The organism is Thioclava sp. FR2, from assembly GCF_051200875.1.
In the GTDB taxonomy this organism is placed as follows: domain Bacteria; phylum Pseudomonadota; class Alphaproteobacteria; order Rhodobacterales; family Rhodobacteraceae; genus Pseudotabrizicola.
This window is the reverse complement of sequence record NZ_CP195191.1, coordinates 1141073-1154582: the sequence shown is the minus strand read 5'-3', so window position 1 is coordinate 1154582 and position 13510 is coordinate 1141073. Positions and strand designations below refer to the sequence as shown.

The 13510-nt window shown below is 56.2% G+C and carries 14 protein-coding genes; 6 read left to right on the top strand and 8 right to left on the bottom strand.

The annotated features are described in order from the left end of the window. Window positions 1-33 precede the first annotated feature (33 nt). The 3 genes from ACSBLW_RS05530 to ACSBLW_RS05520 form a co-directional block, all read right to left on the bottom strand. The gene (locus ACSBLW_RS05530) at window positions 34-756 is read right to left on the bottom strand and encodes a M15 family metallopeptidase (protein ID WP_435259235.1); all 723 of its coding nucleotides are present in this window, start codon (window positions 754-756) and stop codon (window positions 34-36) included. 62 nt (window positions 757-818) lie between these two features. Further along, the gene (locus tag ACSBLW_RS05525) at window positions 819-2204 is read right to left on the bottom strand and encodes a caspase family protein (protein WP_435259234.1); all 1386 of its coding nucleotides are present in this window, start codon (window positions 2202-2204) and stop codon (window positions 819-821) included. A gap of 30 nt (window positions 2205-2234) precedes the next feature. Further along, entirely contained in the window at window positions 2235-3257 is a 1023-nt protein-coding gene (locus ACSBLW_RS05520; protein ID WP_435259233.1) for a GlxA family transcriptional regulator, read from the bottom strand. Window positions 3258-3421: 164 nt separating this feature from the next. Here ACSBLW_RS05520 and ACSBLW_RS05515 point away from each other — a divergent pair, with 164 nt between their 5' ends. Continuing rightward, entirely contained in the window at window positions 3422-4792 is a 1371-nt protein-coding gene (locus ACSBLW_RS05515) for a class II 3-deoxy-7-phosphoheptulonate synthase (protein ID WP_435259232.1), read from the top strand. A 79-nt stretch (window positions 4793-4871) separates the two neighbouring features. On the opposite strand, the gene ACSBLW_RS05510 is transcribed toward ACSBLW_RS05515, so the two are convergent. Both ACSBLW_RS05510 and ACSBLW_RS05505 read right to left on the bottom strand, forming a co-directional pair. After that, window positions 4872-5714 carry a DUF6544 family protein gene (locus ACSBLW_RS05510; protein ID WP_435259231.1) on the bottom strand — a complete coding sequence of 281 codons (843 nt, stop codon included), beginning with the start codon at window positions 5712-5714 and terminating at the stop codon, window positions 4872-4874. Window positions 5715-5777: 63 nt separating this feature from the next. Next, window positions 5778-6434, bottom strand: a complete 657-nt coding sequence (locus tag ACSBLW_RS05505) for a PAS domain-containing protein (protein ID WP_435259230.1) — start codon at window positions 6432-6434, stop codon at window positions 5778-5780. 227 nt (window positions 6435-6661) lie between these two features. On the opposite strand from ACSBLW_RS05505, the gene ACSBLW_RS05500 reads away from it, so the two are divergent. Genes ACSBLW_RS05500 through ACSBLW_RS05490 form a run of 3 tightly spaced genes read left to right on the top strand, consistent with a single transcriptional unit; the run spans window position 6662 to window position 8718 of the window. Continuing rightward, complete coding sequence (locus tag ACSBLW_RS05500; protein WP_435259229.1) at window positions 6662-7555, top strand: YicC/YloC family endoribonuclease; 894 nt, start codon at window positions 6662-6664, stop codon at window positions 7553-7555. Window positions 7556-7561: 6 nt separating this feature from the next. Then, entirely contained in the window at window positions 7562-8200 is a 639-nt protein-coding gene (gene gmk / locus ACSBLW_RS05495; protein WP_435259228.1) for a guanylate kinase, read from the top strand. Then, complete coding sequence (locus ACSBLW_RS05490; protein ID WP_435259227.1) at window positions 8197-8718, top strand: gamma carbonic anhydrase family protein; 522 nt, start codon at window positions 8197-8199, stop codon at window positions 8716-8718. The genes gmk and ACSBLW_RS05490 overlap by 4 nt, the downstream gene beginning before the upstream one ends. On the opposite strand, the gene ACSBLW_RS05485 is transcribed toward ACSBLW_RS05490, so the two are convergent. Then, window positions 8708-9022, bottom strand: coding sequence for a hypothetical protein (locus ACSBLW_RS05485; RefSeq protein WP_435259226.1), 315 nt, complete (start codon window positions 9020-9022; stop codon window positions 8708-8710). The genes ACSBLW_RS05490 and ACSBLW_RS05485 overlap by 11 nt on opposite strands. 243 nt (window positions 9023-9265) lie before the next feature. Between ACSBLW_RS05485 and ACSBLW_RS05480 the strand changes: the two genes are divergently transcribed. After that, window positions 9266-10288: an ATP-binding protein gene (locus ACSBLW_RS05480; protein WP_435259225.1), complete on the top strand. Its 1023-nt coding sequence runs from the start codon at window positions 9266-9268 to the stop codon at window positions 10286-10288. Window positions 10289-10290: 2 nt separating this feature from the next. Here the strand turns inward: ACSBLW_RS05480 and ACSBLW_RS05475 are convergent, their stop codons facing one another. Beyond that, window positions 10291-11229, bottom strand: coding sequence for a nucleoside hydrolase (locus ACSBLW_RS05475; RefSeq protein ID WP_435260048.1), 939 nt, complete (start codon window positions 11227-11229; stop codon window positions 10291-10293). Window positions 11230-11365: 136 nt separating this feature from the next. On the opposite strand from ACSBLW_RS05475, the gene ACSBLW_RS05470 reads away from it, so the two are divergent. After that, window positions 11366-12442 carry a WD40/YVTN/BNR-like repeat-containing protein gene (locus ACSBLW_RS05470; protein WP_435259224.1) on the top strand — a complete coding sequence of 359 codons (1077 nt, stop codon included), beginning with the start codon at window positions 11366-11368 and terminating at the stop codon, window positions 12440-12442. Between the two features lie 52 nt (window positions 12443-12494). Here the strand turns inward: ACSBLW_RS05470 and ACSBLW_RS05465 are convergent, their stop codons facing one another. Continuing rightward, window positions 12495-13502 (bottom strand): Fe(3+) ABC transporter substrate-binding protein, encoded by a 1008-nt coding sequence (locus ACSBLW_RS05465; protein ID WP_435259223.1) that lies wholly within the window; start codon window positions 13500-13502, stop codon window positions 12495-12497. Window positions 13503-13510: the final 8 nt, after the last annotated feature.

The window sequence follows — 13510 nt, the reverse complement described above, 5'->3', positions numbered from 1 at the left end:
CTGACCTTACGTCATGCCGGATGGGCCGACTTGTTATTCAACTACAAAGTTCTGTGGCGCCTTTGCCGGGTCAAGGCTGTTTCGAAAGTGCCACCATTCCGCATCATAGCCGCGAAAGCCCTCGGCATTCATGGCATCGGCCAAAATCTTGCGGTTCTTGCGCGCTTCATTCGAAACGGGGGCGGTCGTTGCAGACAAGGGTGAAAAACAATCAAATGACGTCCCAAGATCCAATCCTGTTTCCAGAACGCGGATCGACGAATTGGCAGTACAAGGTGCTGCCGAAGCGAAATCGGGCAAACTTGGTTCAGCGCCTGCAAGCCGAAGTCCTACATCGACCGTATGGCCGACAGAATGGCCGGATTTCTTTGCGATATAACCTTTAGGAATGAGGTCGGCGCGCGTTAGGCCGGGAAAAAAGATCTTTGCAGCATTTGGTTGATCCGGCGGCGTATCCCCCGCAACTTCGATATCTTTTGGCGGTTGCAGATCATCATCGGGCTGATTGGCCCAGACTGCAAAAAATTCGACGGCACGAACGGGCCTGTAGCAATCAAAGACGACGAGTCCGTAGCCGTTATTTGCAAGGCGTGCCTCGACTCGTATCAGCGCCGCGGCAGTGGCAGAGGTCAGAATGCATTCTCCGCGCTCATACCCGGGGACAGGGCCTTCCGTAAAATTGAAGTTGCGCGCATAGCGGATATCTTGCGCGATGTCCGGTGCAAGCTCGGACAGTCGGACGTATCCTTCGGGCATACCTTCTGCCGAAGCGCTGCAAGCAAGGATTGAAAGCAGGAGCGCCGCCCCTGTGCGCGATCTCATTCCTTTTCCAGCCCACCGATCGAAACCCAGCCTTGCTGGTTGCCCCAGGTCGTCAGGCAAACATCTCTGGAACCACCTCCCTTATCAGGTTTGCGGCACCCGTCGACCAGCAGTCCACCTGTGCCTTCCGGGATTTGGAAGAGAATAGGGTAGGTGGTGCCCGGCCCAGAACGGGCGTTCATGTAGCCGTCTGAAACGCCGCGCTTGATCCGCCAGGTCTGGACGGGTTGCGCCGGTTGTAACGCGTTCGAAGGCGGGGAGGCGGCAATCCCCACCCCCGGTCCCGGCGAGGCTGCGATGCCGACCTTGCCAGCACCGGACGCATCACCAGCCGCAGGGGCACCCCGTGCGATTTCCAACGCCAGAGCACGTTCCGTTGCGGCCTTAGAAAACACCTCACAGGCGGTGTGCGTGCCCGCGAAAGATCGCAAAAGAAGCGGGTCTTCAAGTCCGGCGACTGTCTGCCAGTCCTTTGCCGCGGCGTCGCAAGGGTCGGCCTTTGGGATAACCACGTTGGACGTTACATCTGAGGCATCCAAGGCCGTGGCTCCCCGTGTCTGCCCGGCGTTCAATACGAAATCCCCCGTCAATTCGTCATAATAGGCTGGGCGCTGTTTGTGATTGACGGTCTGCGCCGTACTTTCGACCTCCGCTTTCAACGAGCGGGCGATCTGCTGCAATGGCAGACCGGGTGCCTGCAATAACGGGATCAGGGCGCGGGTGAAGACTGAGTTTGGATTGGTGTCGCTTGGCCCAAGGGCATCAAGTGCGGATTGGCCTGTACCTGCCGAGAACAATATGAACGCGCCCTCGGGCGCGACGATAGGCGCCAGACCGCGCACACCACCAGCAGAGCGTGTCCCCTGTTTCGGAAAAGGATTGTCGCGGCAGGCATCGAGGATAAGGACGGTTACCCGCGCACCACGCGATTGCAGGGTGAAAAGCACATCGTCGACAGCAACGCTTTCGGCCGTCAGGAAGGCCTCATCCCCGGGGTTGGCGGCAGGAGCATCCGTTGGCAGCAGAAAGTTCCGGCCTGACACTTCGACGCCGTGGCCCGCGTAGTAGAATACAACTTCGTCTCCGGGGGTTATAGAGGACGCCAGATTGGATAAGGCGCGTGTCATGCCGCGGCGGTCAGCGTCTTCAACCAAGCTGACAGAAAACCCAAGGCCTGTCAGCGTAGCAGAAATGGCGTTTGCGTCGTTACGTGCCTTGCCGAGCCTTGGCAGGCTGGAATAACTGTCATTGCCGATTACAAGCGCCAATCTGTCTTGGGCAAGGCCGATCGAAACAGATTGCAGGTAAGTCACGACCCCAAAGATGACGATCAAAACCCTGATCACGATGGTTGCCCCCAATGAATATCGGAAGGCTACCATGCGGTTTCCAAACGCCGCAAGTCAGAGGGTTCAGATAGAAAGCCGGTTTCCTGTCCCCGGCGTTGGACCTTGGGTCCCGCGCTCACGATACGGGGTGGTGTTGTAATGTGACCGATAGCATTTCGAGAAATGCGACGGGGAGGCGAAGCCACAGGCTAGGGCGACGTTGATCACACTCATATCCGTCTGCATCAGCAGATTGCGGGCCTTTTGCAGGCGCAATTCCATGTAATACCGCTTTGGACTGCGGTTCAGGTAACGCCGGAACAAGCGTTCAAGTTGCCGCGTCGACATTCCAACTTGATCGGCAAGGTCTGCCGGGGAAAGAGGATCCTCGACATTGGCTTCCATCATCTGGATGACTTGGCTGAGTTTCGGATGGCGCACACCAATGCGTGTCGGAATCGACAGCCGCTGCGTATCCTGGTCAGTGCGGATCGTTGAATAGATCAGCAGGTCGGCCACATTGTTGGCGATGTCGCTGCCGTGGTCGGAGGCGATGATCTTTAGGATCAGGTCGATCGACGAGGTCCCGCCCGCTGTGGTCAGGCGGTTGCCATCCATCACAAAGACCGATTTCGTCAGTTTGACCTCTTCGAACTCTTCCAGAAACCCATCTTGGTTTTCCCAGTGGATCGTCGCTCTCTTGCCATCCAAGAGGCCGGCTTTTGCCAAGGCATAAGCACCTGTGCACATCCCGCCTATGACATTGCCGCGGCGCGCCTCGCGGCGCAGCCAATTCAGGACCGGCTTTGTCGTGGCTTTCTGAACCTCGATTCCACCACAAACCAAGATCACATCATCGCGCTCGATGTCTTCCAGACCCATGTCGAGTTTGAACGTGGCTCCGTTCGAACAAGTCGCTTCCAGCCCGTTTTCCCCGGCAAGTTTCCAAGTGTAGAGCGGCTTTCCTGCAACGTAATTTGCAAGCCGCAGGGGCTCAATCGCGCAAGAGAAAGAAAGCATCGTGAACTTGTCCAAAAGCACGAAAACAAAGCGCTTAGGCGTGTCGCCGGTTGCGGTTTGTTTTGCGCGGGACGGAGGGGTGGGCATGTTGCGACCTGTTTGTGTCGGGATTGCGCAAGTCAGACAGGATTCTTGGCCCATTCGCAAGGGGCTGCGTTGTGCCAAATTTCGTATTCGGCCTTTGCATTCCTGCTGCATCCCCCTATACAGCGCCGGTATCGCTAACGACACTGCAGACCCGGAGAGAAGCCATGACCAAGGGCTGGACAAAATCGGACTGGCGCGCAAAGCCGCGGATCCAGATGCCCGATTACCCTGATGCGACCGCGCTGAACAGCGTAGAGGCGCAATTGGGCAAGTATCCCCCATTGGTTTTTGCGGGTGAGGCACGCCGCCTGAAATCGCAGCTAGCCGCTGCCGCCGAAGGCAAGGCATTCCTGCTGCAAGGGGGCGATTGCGCAGAAAGCTTTGCGGAATTCAGCGCCGACAATATTCGCGACACATTCCGTGTCATGTTGCAGATGGCAGTCGTCTTGACCTATGGCGCAAAGGTGCCGGTCATCAAGGTTGGCCGCATGGCTGGCCAGTTCGCCAAGCCGCGGTCTGCACCGACCGAAATGATCAACGGCGTCGAACTGCCAAGCTACAAGGGCGACATCATCAACGGATTCGATGCCACGCCCGAGGCACGCATTCCAGACCCGAACCGTATGCTGCAAGCCTATACTCAGGCGGCTGCCAGCCTGAACCTGCTGCGCGCGTTCTCGACGGGTGGTTTCGCCGACATCCATCGTGTGCACTCGTGGACGCTGGGTTTTGCTGAACATGACAAGGCAGAACGTTATCGCGAACTGTCAAACCGCATTGCCGATGCCTTGGACTTCATGACTGCAGCCGGGGTAAATTCCGACACCGCCCACACGCTGCACGCGGTTGACTTCTACACCAGCCACGAAGCCTTGCTGCTGGAATATGAAGAAGCCCTGTGCCGGATCGACTCGATCTCTGGAAAGCCTGTCGCGGGCTCCGGCCACATGATCTGGATCGGTGACCGTACCCGTCAGCCCGACGGCGCGCATGTGGAATTCTGCCGCGGCGTTTTGAACCCGATCGGTCTGAAATGCGGCCCTTCGACGACGGCCGAGGATCTGAAAGTGCTGATGGCGAAACTGAACCCGGAAAATGAACCGGGCCGCCTGACGCTGATTGCACGCTTTGGTGCCGGCAAGGTAGGTGAGCATCTGCCGCGCCTGATCAAGACCGTTCAGGAAGAGGGTGCCAATGTTGTCTGGTCCTGCGACCCGATGCACGGCAACACGATCAAGTCGACGACGGGCTACAAGACCCGTCCGTTCGACAGCGTTCTGCGCGAAGTTCGTGAGTTCTTTGCGATCCATAAGGCCGAAGGTACGATTCCGGGTGGCGTTCATTTCGAGATGACGGGCAAGGATGTGACCGAATGCACTGGTGGTCTGCGCGCGGTTTCGGATGAAAACCTTGCCGACCGCTATCACACCGCCTGCGACCCGCGCCTGAATGCCAGCCAGTCTTTGGAACTTGCATTCCTTGTCGCTGAAGAGTTGCTAAGCCTGCGGAGCGAAGGAAAGCGTATCGCTCTCTAAGGTCTGACAAACTAGTATCTTTTTCGGGCGGGGCGCTATGATCGGCTTCCCGCCCGTCTTCGTTTCGGAACACCGGCGATCAGGGCGCATGTTTGATCGACGTAACCTGTGCCCGAAAGAACGGAAACCAGTCCGCGGTCCCGTAGAAATTTCCAGCATCGACTTCCACTGGCAAGCGGAACCCATCAAATTCGCCGATGGCTCCAAAGTTTGCGCCAAAGGGTTGAATACGCCAAACCTTTTCCGGGTTTGCGTTTGACCAGCGCGGCATGACCATCGAAAGGGGCCGGCCATCGGTTGCTAGGGTCAAGTCCACCTGTTGCACCATCCCATCACGGCTGACGGTCAGCCGCGCCGTGTCTGGCCCTGCAGCTTCCCACATTATGCCTTTTCCGGGCAAAACACTGGCGGGTGCCCAAAAGGCGGCTTCGGCAACGGCACGCGCAAAGGCTGAACGCTTGTGATTTTCATCAAACCCGGTGCGGGCAACAGGAAGCAGACCAAACACCCGAAAGCGTGTCCACGATCCGATTGGACCAAGCCCGTCAGACCCGCTGATCACGCCTGAGGCCATCTTCCAGACAAAGCCCGATGTGCCGGCAAGGATCTGCCGCGCATGCATCGGAGCGTAATTGGGTTTTGCAGCGGTCCCCAGCCCAAACTGCCCTGTCATCTCGATAATGGCTGTTTGCAAAAGCAAAGTGCCCGGGGAGATCGCATAACAAAGATAGCGCTTAGCGGGCTCGGGAAAATCCTTGGTCAACGACGGGTCAAACCTTTGCGCGTAGGCATCCTTTTGCTTAAGCAGGCCCGACCAGACTTGTCTCTCCAGACGCAAATCCAGCAGCCGCAACACGCCGAGGGCCACAAGAACGACGGCGATCCCGCCGACGAATGAAAACAAAACAACAGTTGCCGTCATGTGCCTCTCCAACGTCATTGGGAGGAAGTGACACGAAAATCATGAACTTCGCCTTGAAATGGATCAATCCGCGGAATGAACCAATCTTAGAATTGGCTTGGACTTGATTGGCCCCTGGCCTGTGGGCGGCAGCGGTTTCAGAAACAGCGGTTTGGGAAGGTCTGCGATCGGGCGAATTGCTGCCACTTCGGGAAGATTAATTCGTTCGACAGAAGTGCTCTCAATCTGAAATCTTCTTGGCGCCTTTCGGATTTGCCCTGCAATTTCAAGACAGCCCAATACGAGACGGGTGGCCCCAGTCCCATCGATCACCGGCAGCATCGTCATTTTTGCAGAGAGCTCGGGCTGGCTGTAAGTGCGGGCCGATGTAAGTGACAGGTGAACCACGGATGGGCCTGTAAATGCACGTTCAAGATTCATCCGCAGCGAAATGTGAGCCTCACCAATGAAGAGACAGGAAAATGGCATTCCGCGTATATCCATGCCCATCAGATCATGAAAGGCAAAGCCTGCAATGCGAAATCGCGCAATGCCAGTTCCAATCCGTTCGATGAGAAAGACATTCTCTAACGCGCCAGTAAAGCCGCGCGGATCAATCTGGTGGCGCTTGGGTAAGTCGCCGTCCTTCCTAAGCGCTTCCCAATAAGCGCGAACTTCTGTGATCAGTCCCTGATCGGTCCAGAACGTACCATTACTGTTGCCGAATGAACGAATAACCAATTTTCGCCTCCTCAACTCAAACACTGATCTTTTCCGTCCGCGAGTTGCTAGACCTGAACCCGGATGCTACAGGCATTAAAGCGATGCCTTTTGCTTGACCGTTTATTCGTTAACGCTGCGTTCAGACATATTACCCACTTGTTAATCTACACGAGGTCGGGTTCCTCGGGCGAAGAAACTGAACAATTGGTAAACACATAGGCGATTGGCGCCGGGAGTGTGCTGCGATGACCGTATCAATGACAGGCTTTGCCACGCGTAAAGGTCAAGGGCTTGGGCATTCCTGGACTTGGGATATGCGGTCGGTCAATGGCAAGGGGCTTGACCTGCGCCTGCGGGTTCCTGACTGGATCGACGGTCTTGAACTGATCCTTAGGGGCGAGCTTCAAAAGGCCATCGGACGCGGGAATGTGTCACTGACCTTGAAAGTTGGTCGTGACGAAACCTCGGAAAGCGGGCTTCGAGTGAATATGACCATTTTACCGTCGGTCTTAATGGCGCTTCACGATGTTGAAGCTGCCGCGATGGCCGCCGGTGTAACACTTGTCCAACCGACGTCTGCGGATGTTCTTGGCCTGCGCGGCGTTCTGGAAACCACCAGTCAGTCCGATGATACCTCGCCACTGAGAGCGGCCTTGTTGGAAGACCTTGCACCGCTGTTGGCCGATTTTACAGCAATGCGAAGTGCCGAAGGGCTTGCCCTGAATGGCGTGATTTCGGGGCAGTTGGAGCGAATTGGCCAACTGACAACCGAGGCCGCTGTTGAAGCAGAAGCCCGCCGAGAGGTTTCGAGGGCGAATTTGATCGAAGCGATGTCTCGTGTCCTGGATAATGTTGACGGGGTTGATGAAGCCAGATTGGCGCAGGAACTGGCGTTGATTGCTGTCAAGAACGACGTAACAGAAGAGCTGGATCGGTTGACCGCGCATGTCGAAGCCGCGCGCGGTTTGCTTGCGGAAACGGGGCCGGTCGGACGCAAATTTGATTTCCTCATGCAAGAGTTCATGCGTGAGGCAAACACGCTTTGCTCAAAGGCGCAGTCGCTTGCCCTGACGCGGATCGGACTTGACCTTAAGACCGTGATCGACCAATTGCGCGAACAGGTTCAAAACGTGGAATAACTTCGAATGGCTGATCGTCGCGGGCTTCTTCTCATTCTTTCGTCTCCGTCAGGGGCCGGGAAATCGACTTTGGCCAAGAAGCTGATGGCGTGGGATCCAACAATCCGCTTCTCTGTCAGCGCGACGACGCGCAGCCCGAGACCGGGTGAGCAGGACGGGCGCGAGTATTACTTCAAGTCGCGCCAACAGTTCGAAGAAATGATCGCTTCTAGCCAAATGCTGGAACATGCCGAGGTTTTCGGGAACTTCTATGGCAGTCCGCGCGGCCCGGTTGAACAGGCAATGAGTGAAGGCCGAGATACGCTTTTTGATATCGACTGGCAGGGAGGCCAACAAATCCGCAACTCTGCACTAGGTCGCGATGTGGTGTCGATTTTCATTCTTCCTCCGTCAATCGCTGAATTGGAAAGCAGGCTGCGCAGCCGTGCTCAGGACAGCGATGAAGTGATCTTGGGCCGCATGGCGAAAAGCCGCGATGAGATAAGCCATTGGGCCGAATATGACTATGTTCTGGTCAATGACGATCTTGAGCAGACCTTTGAACGCCTGCTGACCATCCTGAAAGCCGAGCGTTTGCAGCGCAATCGTCAGCCGGGGCTGGCCGATTTTGTTCGTGGCCTGAATAAGGAGTTCGAAACGCGATGATATATGCTCTTGATAATGCTCACCCCGAAATCGACCCAACTGCTTGGGTTGCCCCGGACGCCAACCTGATCGGGAAAGTTATCTTGAAGTCCGAAAGCTCGGTCTGGTTTGGCACCACGATCCGTGGCGATAACGAGACCATTGAAGTGGGGCAGGGATCGAACGTTCAAGAGAGCTGTGTGCTTCATACGGATATGGGGTTCCCGCTGATCATCGGACCAAATTGCACCATTGGCCACAAAGCCATGCTGCATGGGTGCACCATCGGGGAGGGAAGTCTGATCGGAATGGGGGCCGTGATCCTGAATGGTGCGCGCATTGGCAAGGAGTGCCTGATCGGAGCCTGTGCGCTGATCACAGAAGGTAAAGAGATTCCGGACGGAAGTCTTGTTATGGGAAGCCCTGGAAAAGTCGTTCGAATGCTGGACGATCAGGCTAGGGAAAAGCTTTTGCTGTCAGCGGCCGGGTACCGGGCAAACGCAGCGAGGTTTCGCAAGGGTTTGACGCCTAAGGGCTGATCAGGCTGACCTTGATCTTGCGACACTCGCGGCTCAGTTCAGTCTGCACCATTTGATGGTTGGGAAGCTTCGGAGCGACAACGAGAAGAGGCCCGAAATATCCAATCGCCTCAAGGATTTCGATCACCTGCATCGCGTCGCCATTTTCGAAGAACAGTGGACAGGCCGCGCAGATGACCGCGTTTATACTCGGCTCTAGCGTTTCCAGATCGGTTGTGCGGATGGATTGCACATCCCGCCCTTCGGCTAATAGGGCGGTGATGCCCACAGGAAGTTCGATCGCAAGAAAAACACTATCTGGCATGGCTTAAACACCATTTTCGTCCGACTTTACTGACGAATTTGTTCCTTGTTCCCACACAGGTCTGCAGAGCCAACGAGGCTCTTGTTTTGATATCGCGAAGGTTGTGCAAAGCTGCCATCATCAATCTCCGGAATACTCAATATTCATACTGTGGAGCGCTCATGCTCGAGTTCAAGTGTAACTCTCGTGCTGTAAGGAAATTTGGGCTAGAAGAGCCTGACAAAGCACAATGAAGCGCGCGGCATGAACGAACTTATCCAATCTTTGATCAGCGGGATCCCGTTTCCAGCCTTGATCATCGGGCAGGACGAGCGCGTATCGACCATGAATGATGCGGCCGTGGCATTGCTGGGGGCGTCTACTCTGGGACGTCACCACGCACTTGCCTTGCGACAACCTGAAATGCAGGCGGCAATTACGCGCTCTTTGACGCAAGCCGAAGTTTCGCAGGCGCGTCACAGCGTTCCGGGGCAAACCTTGGGGATCATCCACCATGTCACAGTCACGCCACTTGCTCATGCGGCAGGCGTTTTGTGCGTCTTTGAGGATCGTACGCCGCAAGAGCAGATTGAGCTGATGAGACGGGAATTTGTGGCCAATGTTAGCCATGAACTACGCTCACCGCTGACAGCATTGTTAGGATTTATTGAAACGCTGCGGGGGGCAGCGAAAGATGATCCTGTGGCCAGGGACCGGTTTCTCGCGATCATGGAGCGCGAAGCTGGCCGAATGAACCGGCTAATTCAGGACCTTTTGAACCTAAGCCGTGTTGAGGCCGACGAACGTGTGCGCCCCGTCGCGCGGGTGGATTTGTTGGAGATCCTCAATTCTACGATTTCGTCTCTTCGCCCGTTAAGCGAAAACTCAAAGGTCGAGATAAAGCTGATAAGCCAAGTCAAAGAGAGTGCCTTGCTTGGCGATGCGGACCAATTGGTGCAAGTCTTCCACAATCTTATTGAAAACGCCGTAAAATATGGCGGCGCAAAAGGGATGGTCACAGTCCTTGTCGATTCTGACCAATTGCCAAAGTCGCGGGCCATTCGTGTTGATGTGATCGACAAGGGCGATGGGATGGACCCGATTCATATCCCAAGATTGACTGAGCGATTTTATCGGGTGGATGGCCACAGATCCCGTGAAAAAGGAGGGACGGGGCTTGGGCTGGCGATTGTTAAGCACATCGTTCAACGCCACCGCGGGCGGTTGAAAATCACCAGCCAAATCGGTGAGGGCAGCACTTTCTCTGTGATTTTACCGATAGAGTAAGGTTACAGCCGACCAATTCGGTCCGTCAGCAACGCAAAGAAACGCTCGGCATCAACCGAACCCATGAAAAGGGCATTGGCGGGCCTGTTCGTCACCCCCCACCAATCGGCAACCGTCATCCCCATCGTCAATTCTGACTGGGTTTCGATCTCGACATTCACATGCCGACCTTCAAAGAGCGAGGGGTCAATCAAGTAGGCGATCACGCATGGGTCATGGAGAGGGGCACCCTCGCTTCCATATTTCTGCATGTCGAACCGTTCAAAGAAGTCGGTCCATTCTGCCACCATGCGTCCCGGTTCGGTTCCCAAGGCGCGGAAAGCCTCTACCCTTTTGCGGTTGGTCAGTGCCTTGTGGGTCACGTCCAGCGGCATGACGACCAAGGGCACACCAGACTTAAAAACGATGTCCGCAGCCTGCGGGTCTACGTAGATGTTAAATTCCGCCGCAGGTGTGATGTTGCCAACCTCAAAGTAGGCGCCGCCCATCAAAACAATCTGCTGAATACGGTCTATGATATCCGGAGCCCTCTGCATCGCTGTTGCGATATTGGTCAGCGGGCCAAGAGGGCAGAGTGTCACTGTATGGGCGGGCTCGCGACGGAGCGTCTCTATAATGAAATCGACCCCATGCTGTTCTTGGAGCGGCATCGTCGGGTCAGCGAGTTGCGGTCCATCAAGCCCGGTCTTGCCATGCACATGCTCGGCCGTCACCAGGTTCCGAGAAATTGGCTTTTCGCAGCCCGCAAAGACGCGCGTTTCACGATGCCCTGACAGTTCACAGATGATTCTGGCATTCCGTTCGGTCAAAGCCAGCGGAACGTTTCCGGCAACGGCACAGATGCCAAGGACGTCAATGTCTTCCGGACTTGCCAAGGCCAGAAGGATCGCAACGGCATCATCCTGACCCGGATCGGTGTCGATAATGATTTTGCGCGGCATCTTGGACATCTGGCTCTCCTGTTTCGGATGGCAGGGAACAGTGGCGCGGCCAAAATGTCCAGTATCAGATCAGATTTTTCATCCATAGACATCGCCCGGTGCTAGGCTGCCTTTGCGAACGGGAGAGGGGCGCACAATGAGTGAGCAAGTAGACGTTTTGGTCGGAACAACGAAAGGGTTGTTCATCCTGAAAGACAAAGGCGGTCGTTCCAAGTGGTCGGTTCAAGGACCGTTCTGTGATGGCATGTCAATCAACCATGCCTGCGGTGATCCTGAGACGGGCAAAATCTGGGCTGCAGGCGGCGGTGGTTGGTTTCCCGCCGGGGTTTGGCGTTTTAACGACGGAGCGTGGAGTTTCTCCAGAGAGGGATTTGAAGAGGGCGTGCAGTCGGTCTGGTCGGTGATCCGGGATGGAAATCGCCTTTTGGCCGGAACAAAACCGGCGGCCCTTTACGAAAGCCGTGATGACGGGAAAAGCTGGCAGAAACTTCCGGCCTTGAACGAATTGCCGGGCGCTGCAGATTGGATGCCCGGCGCAGCAGGCTTGACGCTGCACACGATCCTTGCGGACGGCAAAGGCGGAATATGGGTCGGCATTTCAGCGGCCGGTGTTTTCTACAGCGCAGATGGCGGCGCAAGTTGGGAAGGCCGAAATCGTCGCGGCAATCGGCCCGGCCCTGCGGGGGCCCTGCCGCGCGACTTTGGGGATGGCGTCGAAATCCGTGCCGAGGACGAGATCTTTTCCTGCGTGCACAACATGGCTTTCGGTGCCGCACCGGGGCTGATCTACATGCAAAACCACCAAGGTGTGTACCGTTCACGCGATGGCGGGCAGGTGTGGGAGGAAATCACCGAAGGTTTGCCTTCGACATTTGGATTTCCCATCGGTGCCCATCCCCGCGACCCTGACATGATTTGGACCTTCCCTCTGAATGGCGACAGCAAGGGGCGCTATCCCGAAGGCGCGTCGGCGGCGGTTTGGCGGTCTGCCGATGCTGGTGAAGGATGGACGGACATGCGGAAAGGACTGCCGCAAGAGGCCTGCTTCTTCACGGTACTGCGTCAAGCCATGTCAGTGGATCGTGCCATTCCGGCGGGGGTCTATTTCGGAACAAATTCCGGCAGTATTTTCGCCAGCACGGACGAAGGCGCGACTTGGGTTGAAGCGGCAAGGCATTTGCCAACTGTTCTTGGCGTTGAGGTCGTCAAATAGAAAAAGGCCCCGATATACATCGGGGCCGCCACAAATTCATCTAACTCTTTCATCAGCCGTCGAAGTTTACTTCTTCGACCAGTTTCACAGCCGCCGGACGCAAGTCCGCGATTTCGCTCAAAGATTTCGAGTCGGGGGTGAGCTCACCCCAGCTTGCGACCAGTTCTGATTTGGCCACGCCCGGCTTTGCCGGGAACTCGTGGTTCGTTTCGGCATAAATGCGCTGGGCCTCGTCACCCGAAAGCCATTCCATGAACTTCAGGGCATTCTCCTTGTTCGGTGCCGACTTGGTCATTGCAACACCCGAGATGTTTACATGTGCTCCGTCACCTTCGAAGGTCGGAAAGACGATCCGAACCGTCTCGGCAGCAGGCCGCTGTTCGGGGTCTTCCCACATCTCGCCGATGTAGTAGGTGTTACCAATCCCGATGTCGCACAGCCCTGCGGCAATCGCCTTTACCTGATCGCGGTCACCACCTTCCGGTTTCCGGGCAAGGTTGCCCTTGACCCCTTCAAGCCAAGTGCGGGTATAGTCCTCACCGTGATGGGCGATCATGGCCGCTACCAAAGCCACGTTATAGTCGTTCAAACCGGACCGAATACAGATGCGGCCCTTCCACTTATCACTGGCCAGATCTTCATAAGTGGTCACTTCGCCATCTGCCACGCGATCTTTGCTGGCATAGACGATACGGGCACGGGTGGTCAGGCCGAACCATTGGTCATTCGCATCGCGCATGGACTCCGGGACATTTGCGTCCAGCACATCGGATTGAACTGGTTGTGTCACGCCAGCATCGACGATCTGTTTAAGACGTGCAATGTCAACGGTCAGGACCAGATCGGCAGGAGAACGCGTGCCTTCGGCGATCAGCCGTTCTGCCATTCCCTTGTCTACGAATGCCACGTTCACCTTGATGCCGGTTTCAGCCGTGAACGCGTCAACCAACGGCTGGATCAGTTCAGGCTGTCGATGTGAATAGACATTGACCTCTTGGGCAACAGCGGGAAGTGCGACCGAGGTCAGAGCAAGGGCGAGCAACGATTGGCGAAGGTTCATGACTGAGT

Bases quoted from the DNA above. Each gene is read 5' to 3' on its own strand.
- ACSBLW_RS05530 (WP_435259235.1), bottom strand. From the start codon at position 756: ATGCCCGAAGGATACGTCCGACTGTCCGAGCTTGCACCGGACATCGCG.
- ACSBLW_RS05525 (WP_435259234.1), bottom strand. From the start codon at position 2,204: ATGGTAGCCTTCCGATATTCATTGGGGGCAACCATCGTGATCAGGGTT.
- ACSBLW_RS05520 (WP_435259233.1), bottom strand. From the start codon at position 3,257: ATGCCCACCCCTCCGTCCCGCGCAAAACAAACCGCAACCGGCGACACG.
- ACSBLW_RS05515 (WP_435259232.1), top strand. From the start codon at position 3,422: ATGACCAAGGGCTGGACAAAATCGGACTGGCGCGCAAAGCCGCGGATC.
- ACSBLW_RS05510 (WP_435259231.1), bottom strand. From the start codon at position 5,714: ATGACGGCAACTGTTGTTTTGTTTTCATTCGTCGGCGGGATCGCCGTC.
- ACSBLW_RS05500 (WP_435259229.1), top strand. From the start codon at position 6,662: ATGACCGTATCAATGACAGGCTTTGCCACGCGTAAAGGTCAAGGGCTT.
- gmk (WP_435259228.1), top strand. From the start codon at position 7,562: ATGGCTGATCGTCGCGGGCTTCTTCTCATTCTTTCGTCTCCGTCAGGG.
- ACSBLW_RS05490 (WP_435259227.1), top strand. From the start codon at position 8,197: ATGATATATGCTCTTGATAATGCTCACCCCGAAATCGACCCAACTGCT.
- ACSBLW_RS05485 (WP_435259226.1), bottom strand. From the start codon at position 9,022: ATGCCAGATAGTGTTTTTCTTGCGATCGAACTTCCTGTGGGCATCACC.
- ACSBLW_RS05480 (WP_435259225.1), top strand. From the start codon at position 9,266: ATGAACGAACTTATCCAATCTTTGATCAGCGGGATCCCGTTTCCAGCC.
- ACSBLW_RS05475 (WP_435260048.1), bottom strand. From the start codon at position 11,229: ATGCCGCGCAAAATCATTATCGACACCGATCCGGGTCAGGATGATGCC.
- ACSBLW_RS05470 (WP_435259224.1), top strand. From the start codon at position 11,366: ATGAGTGAGCAAGTAGACGTTTTGGTCGGAACAACGAAAGGGTTGTTC.
- ACSBLW_RS05465 (WP_435259223.1), bottom strand. From the start codon at position 13,502: ATGAACCTTCGCCAATCGTTGCTCGCCCTTGCTCTGACCTCGGTCGCA.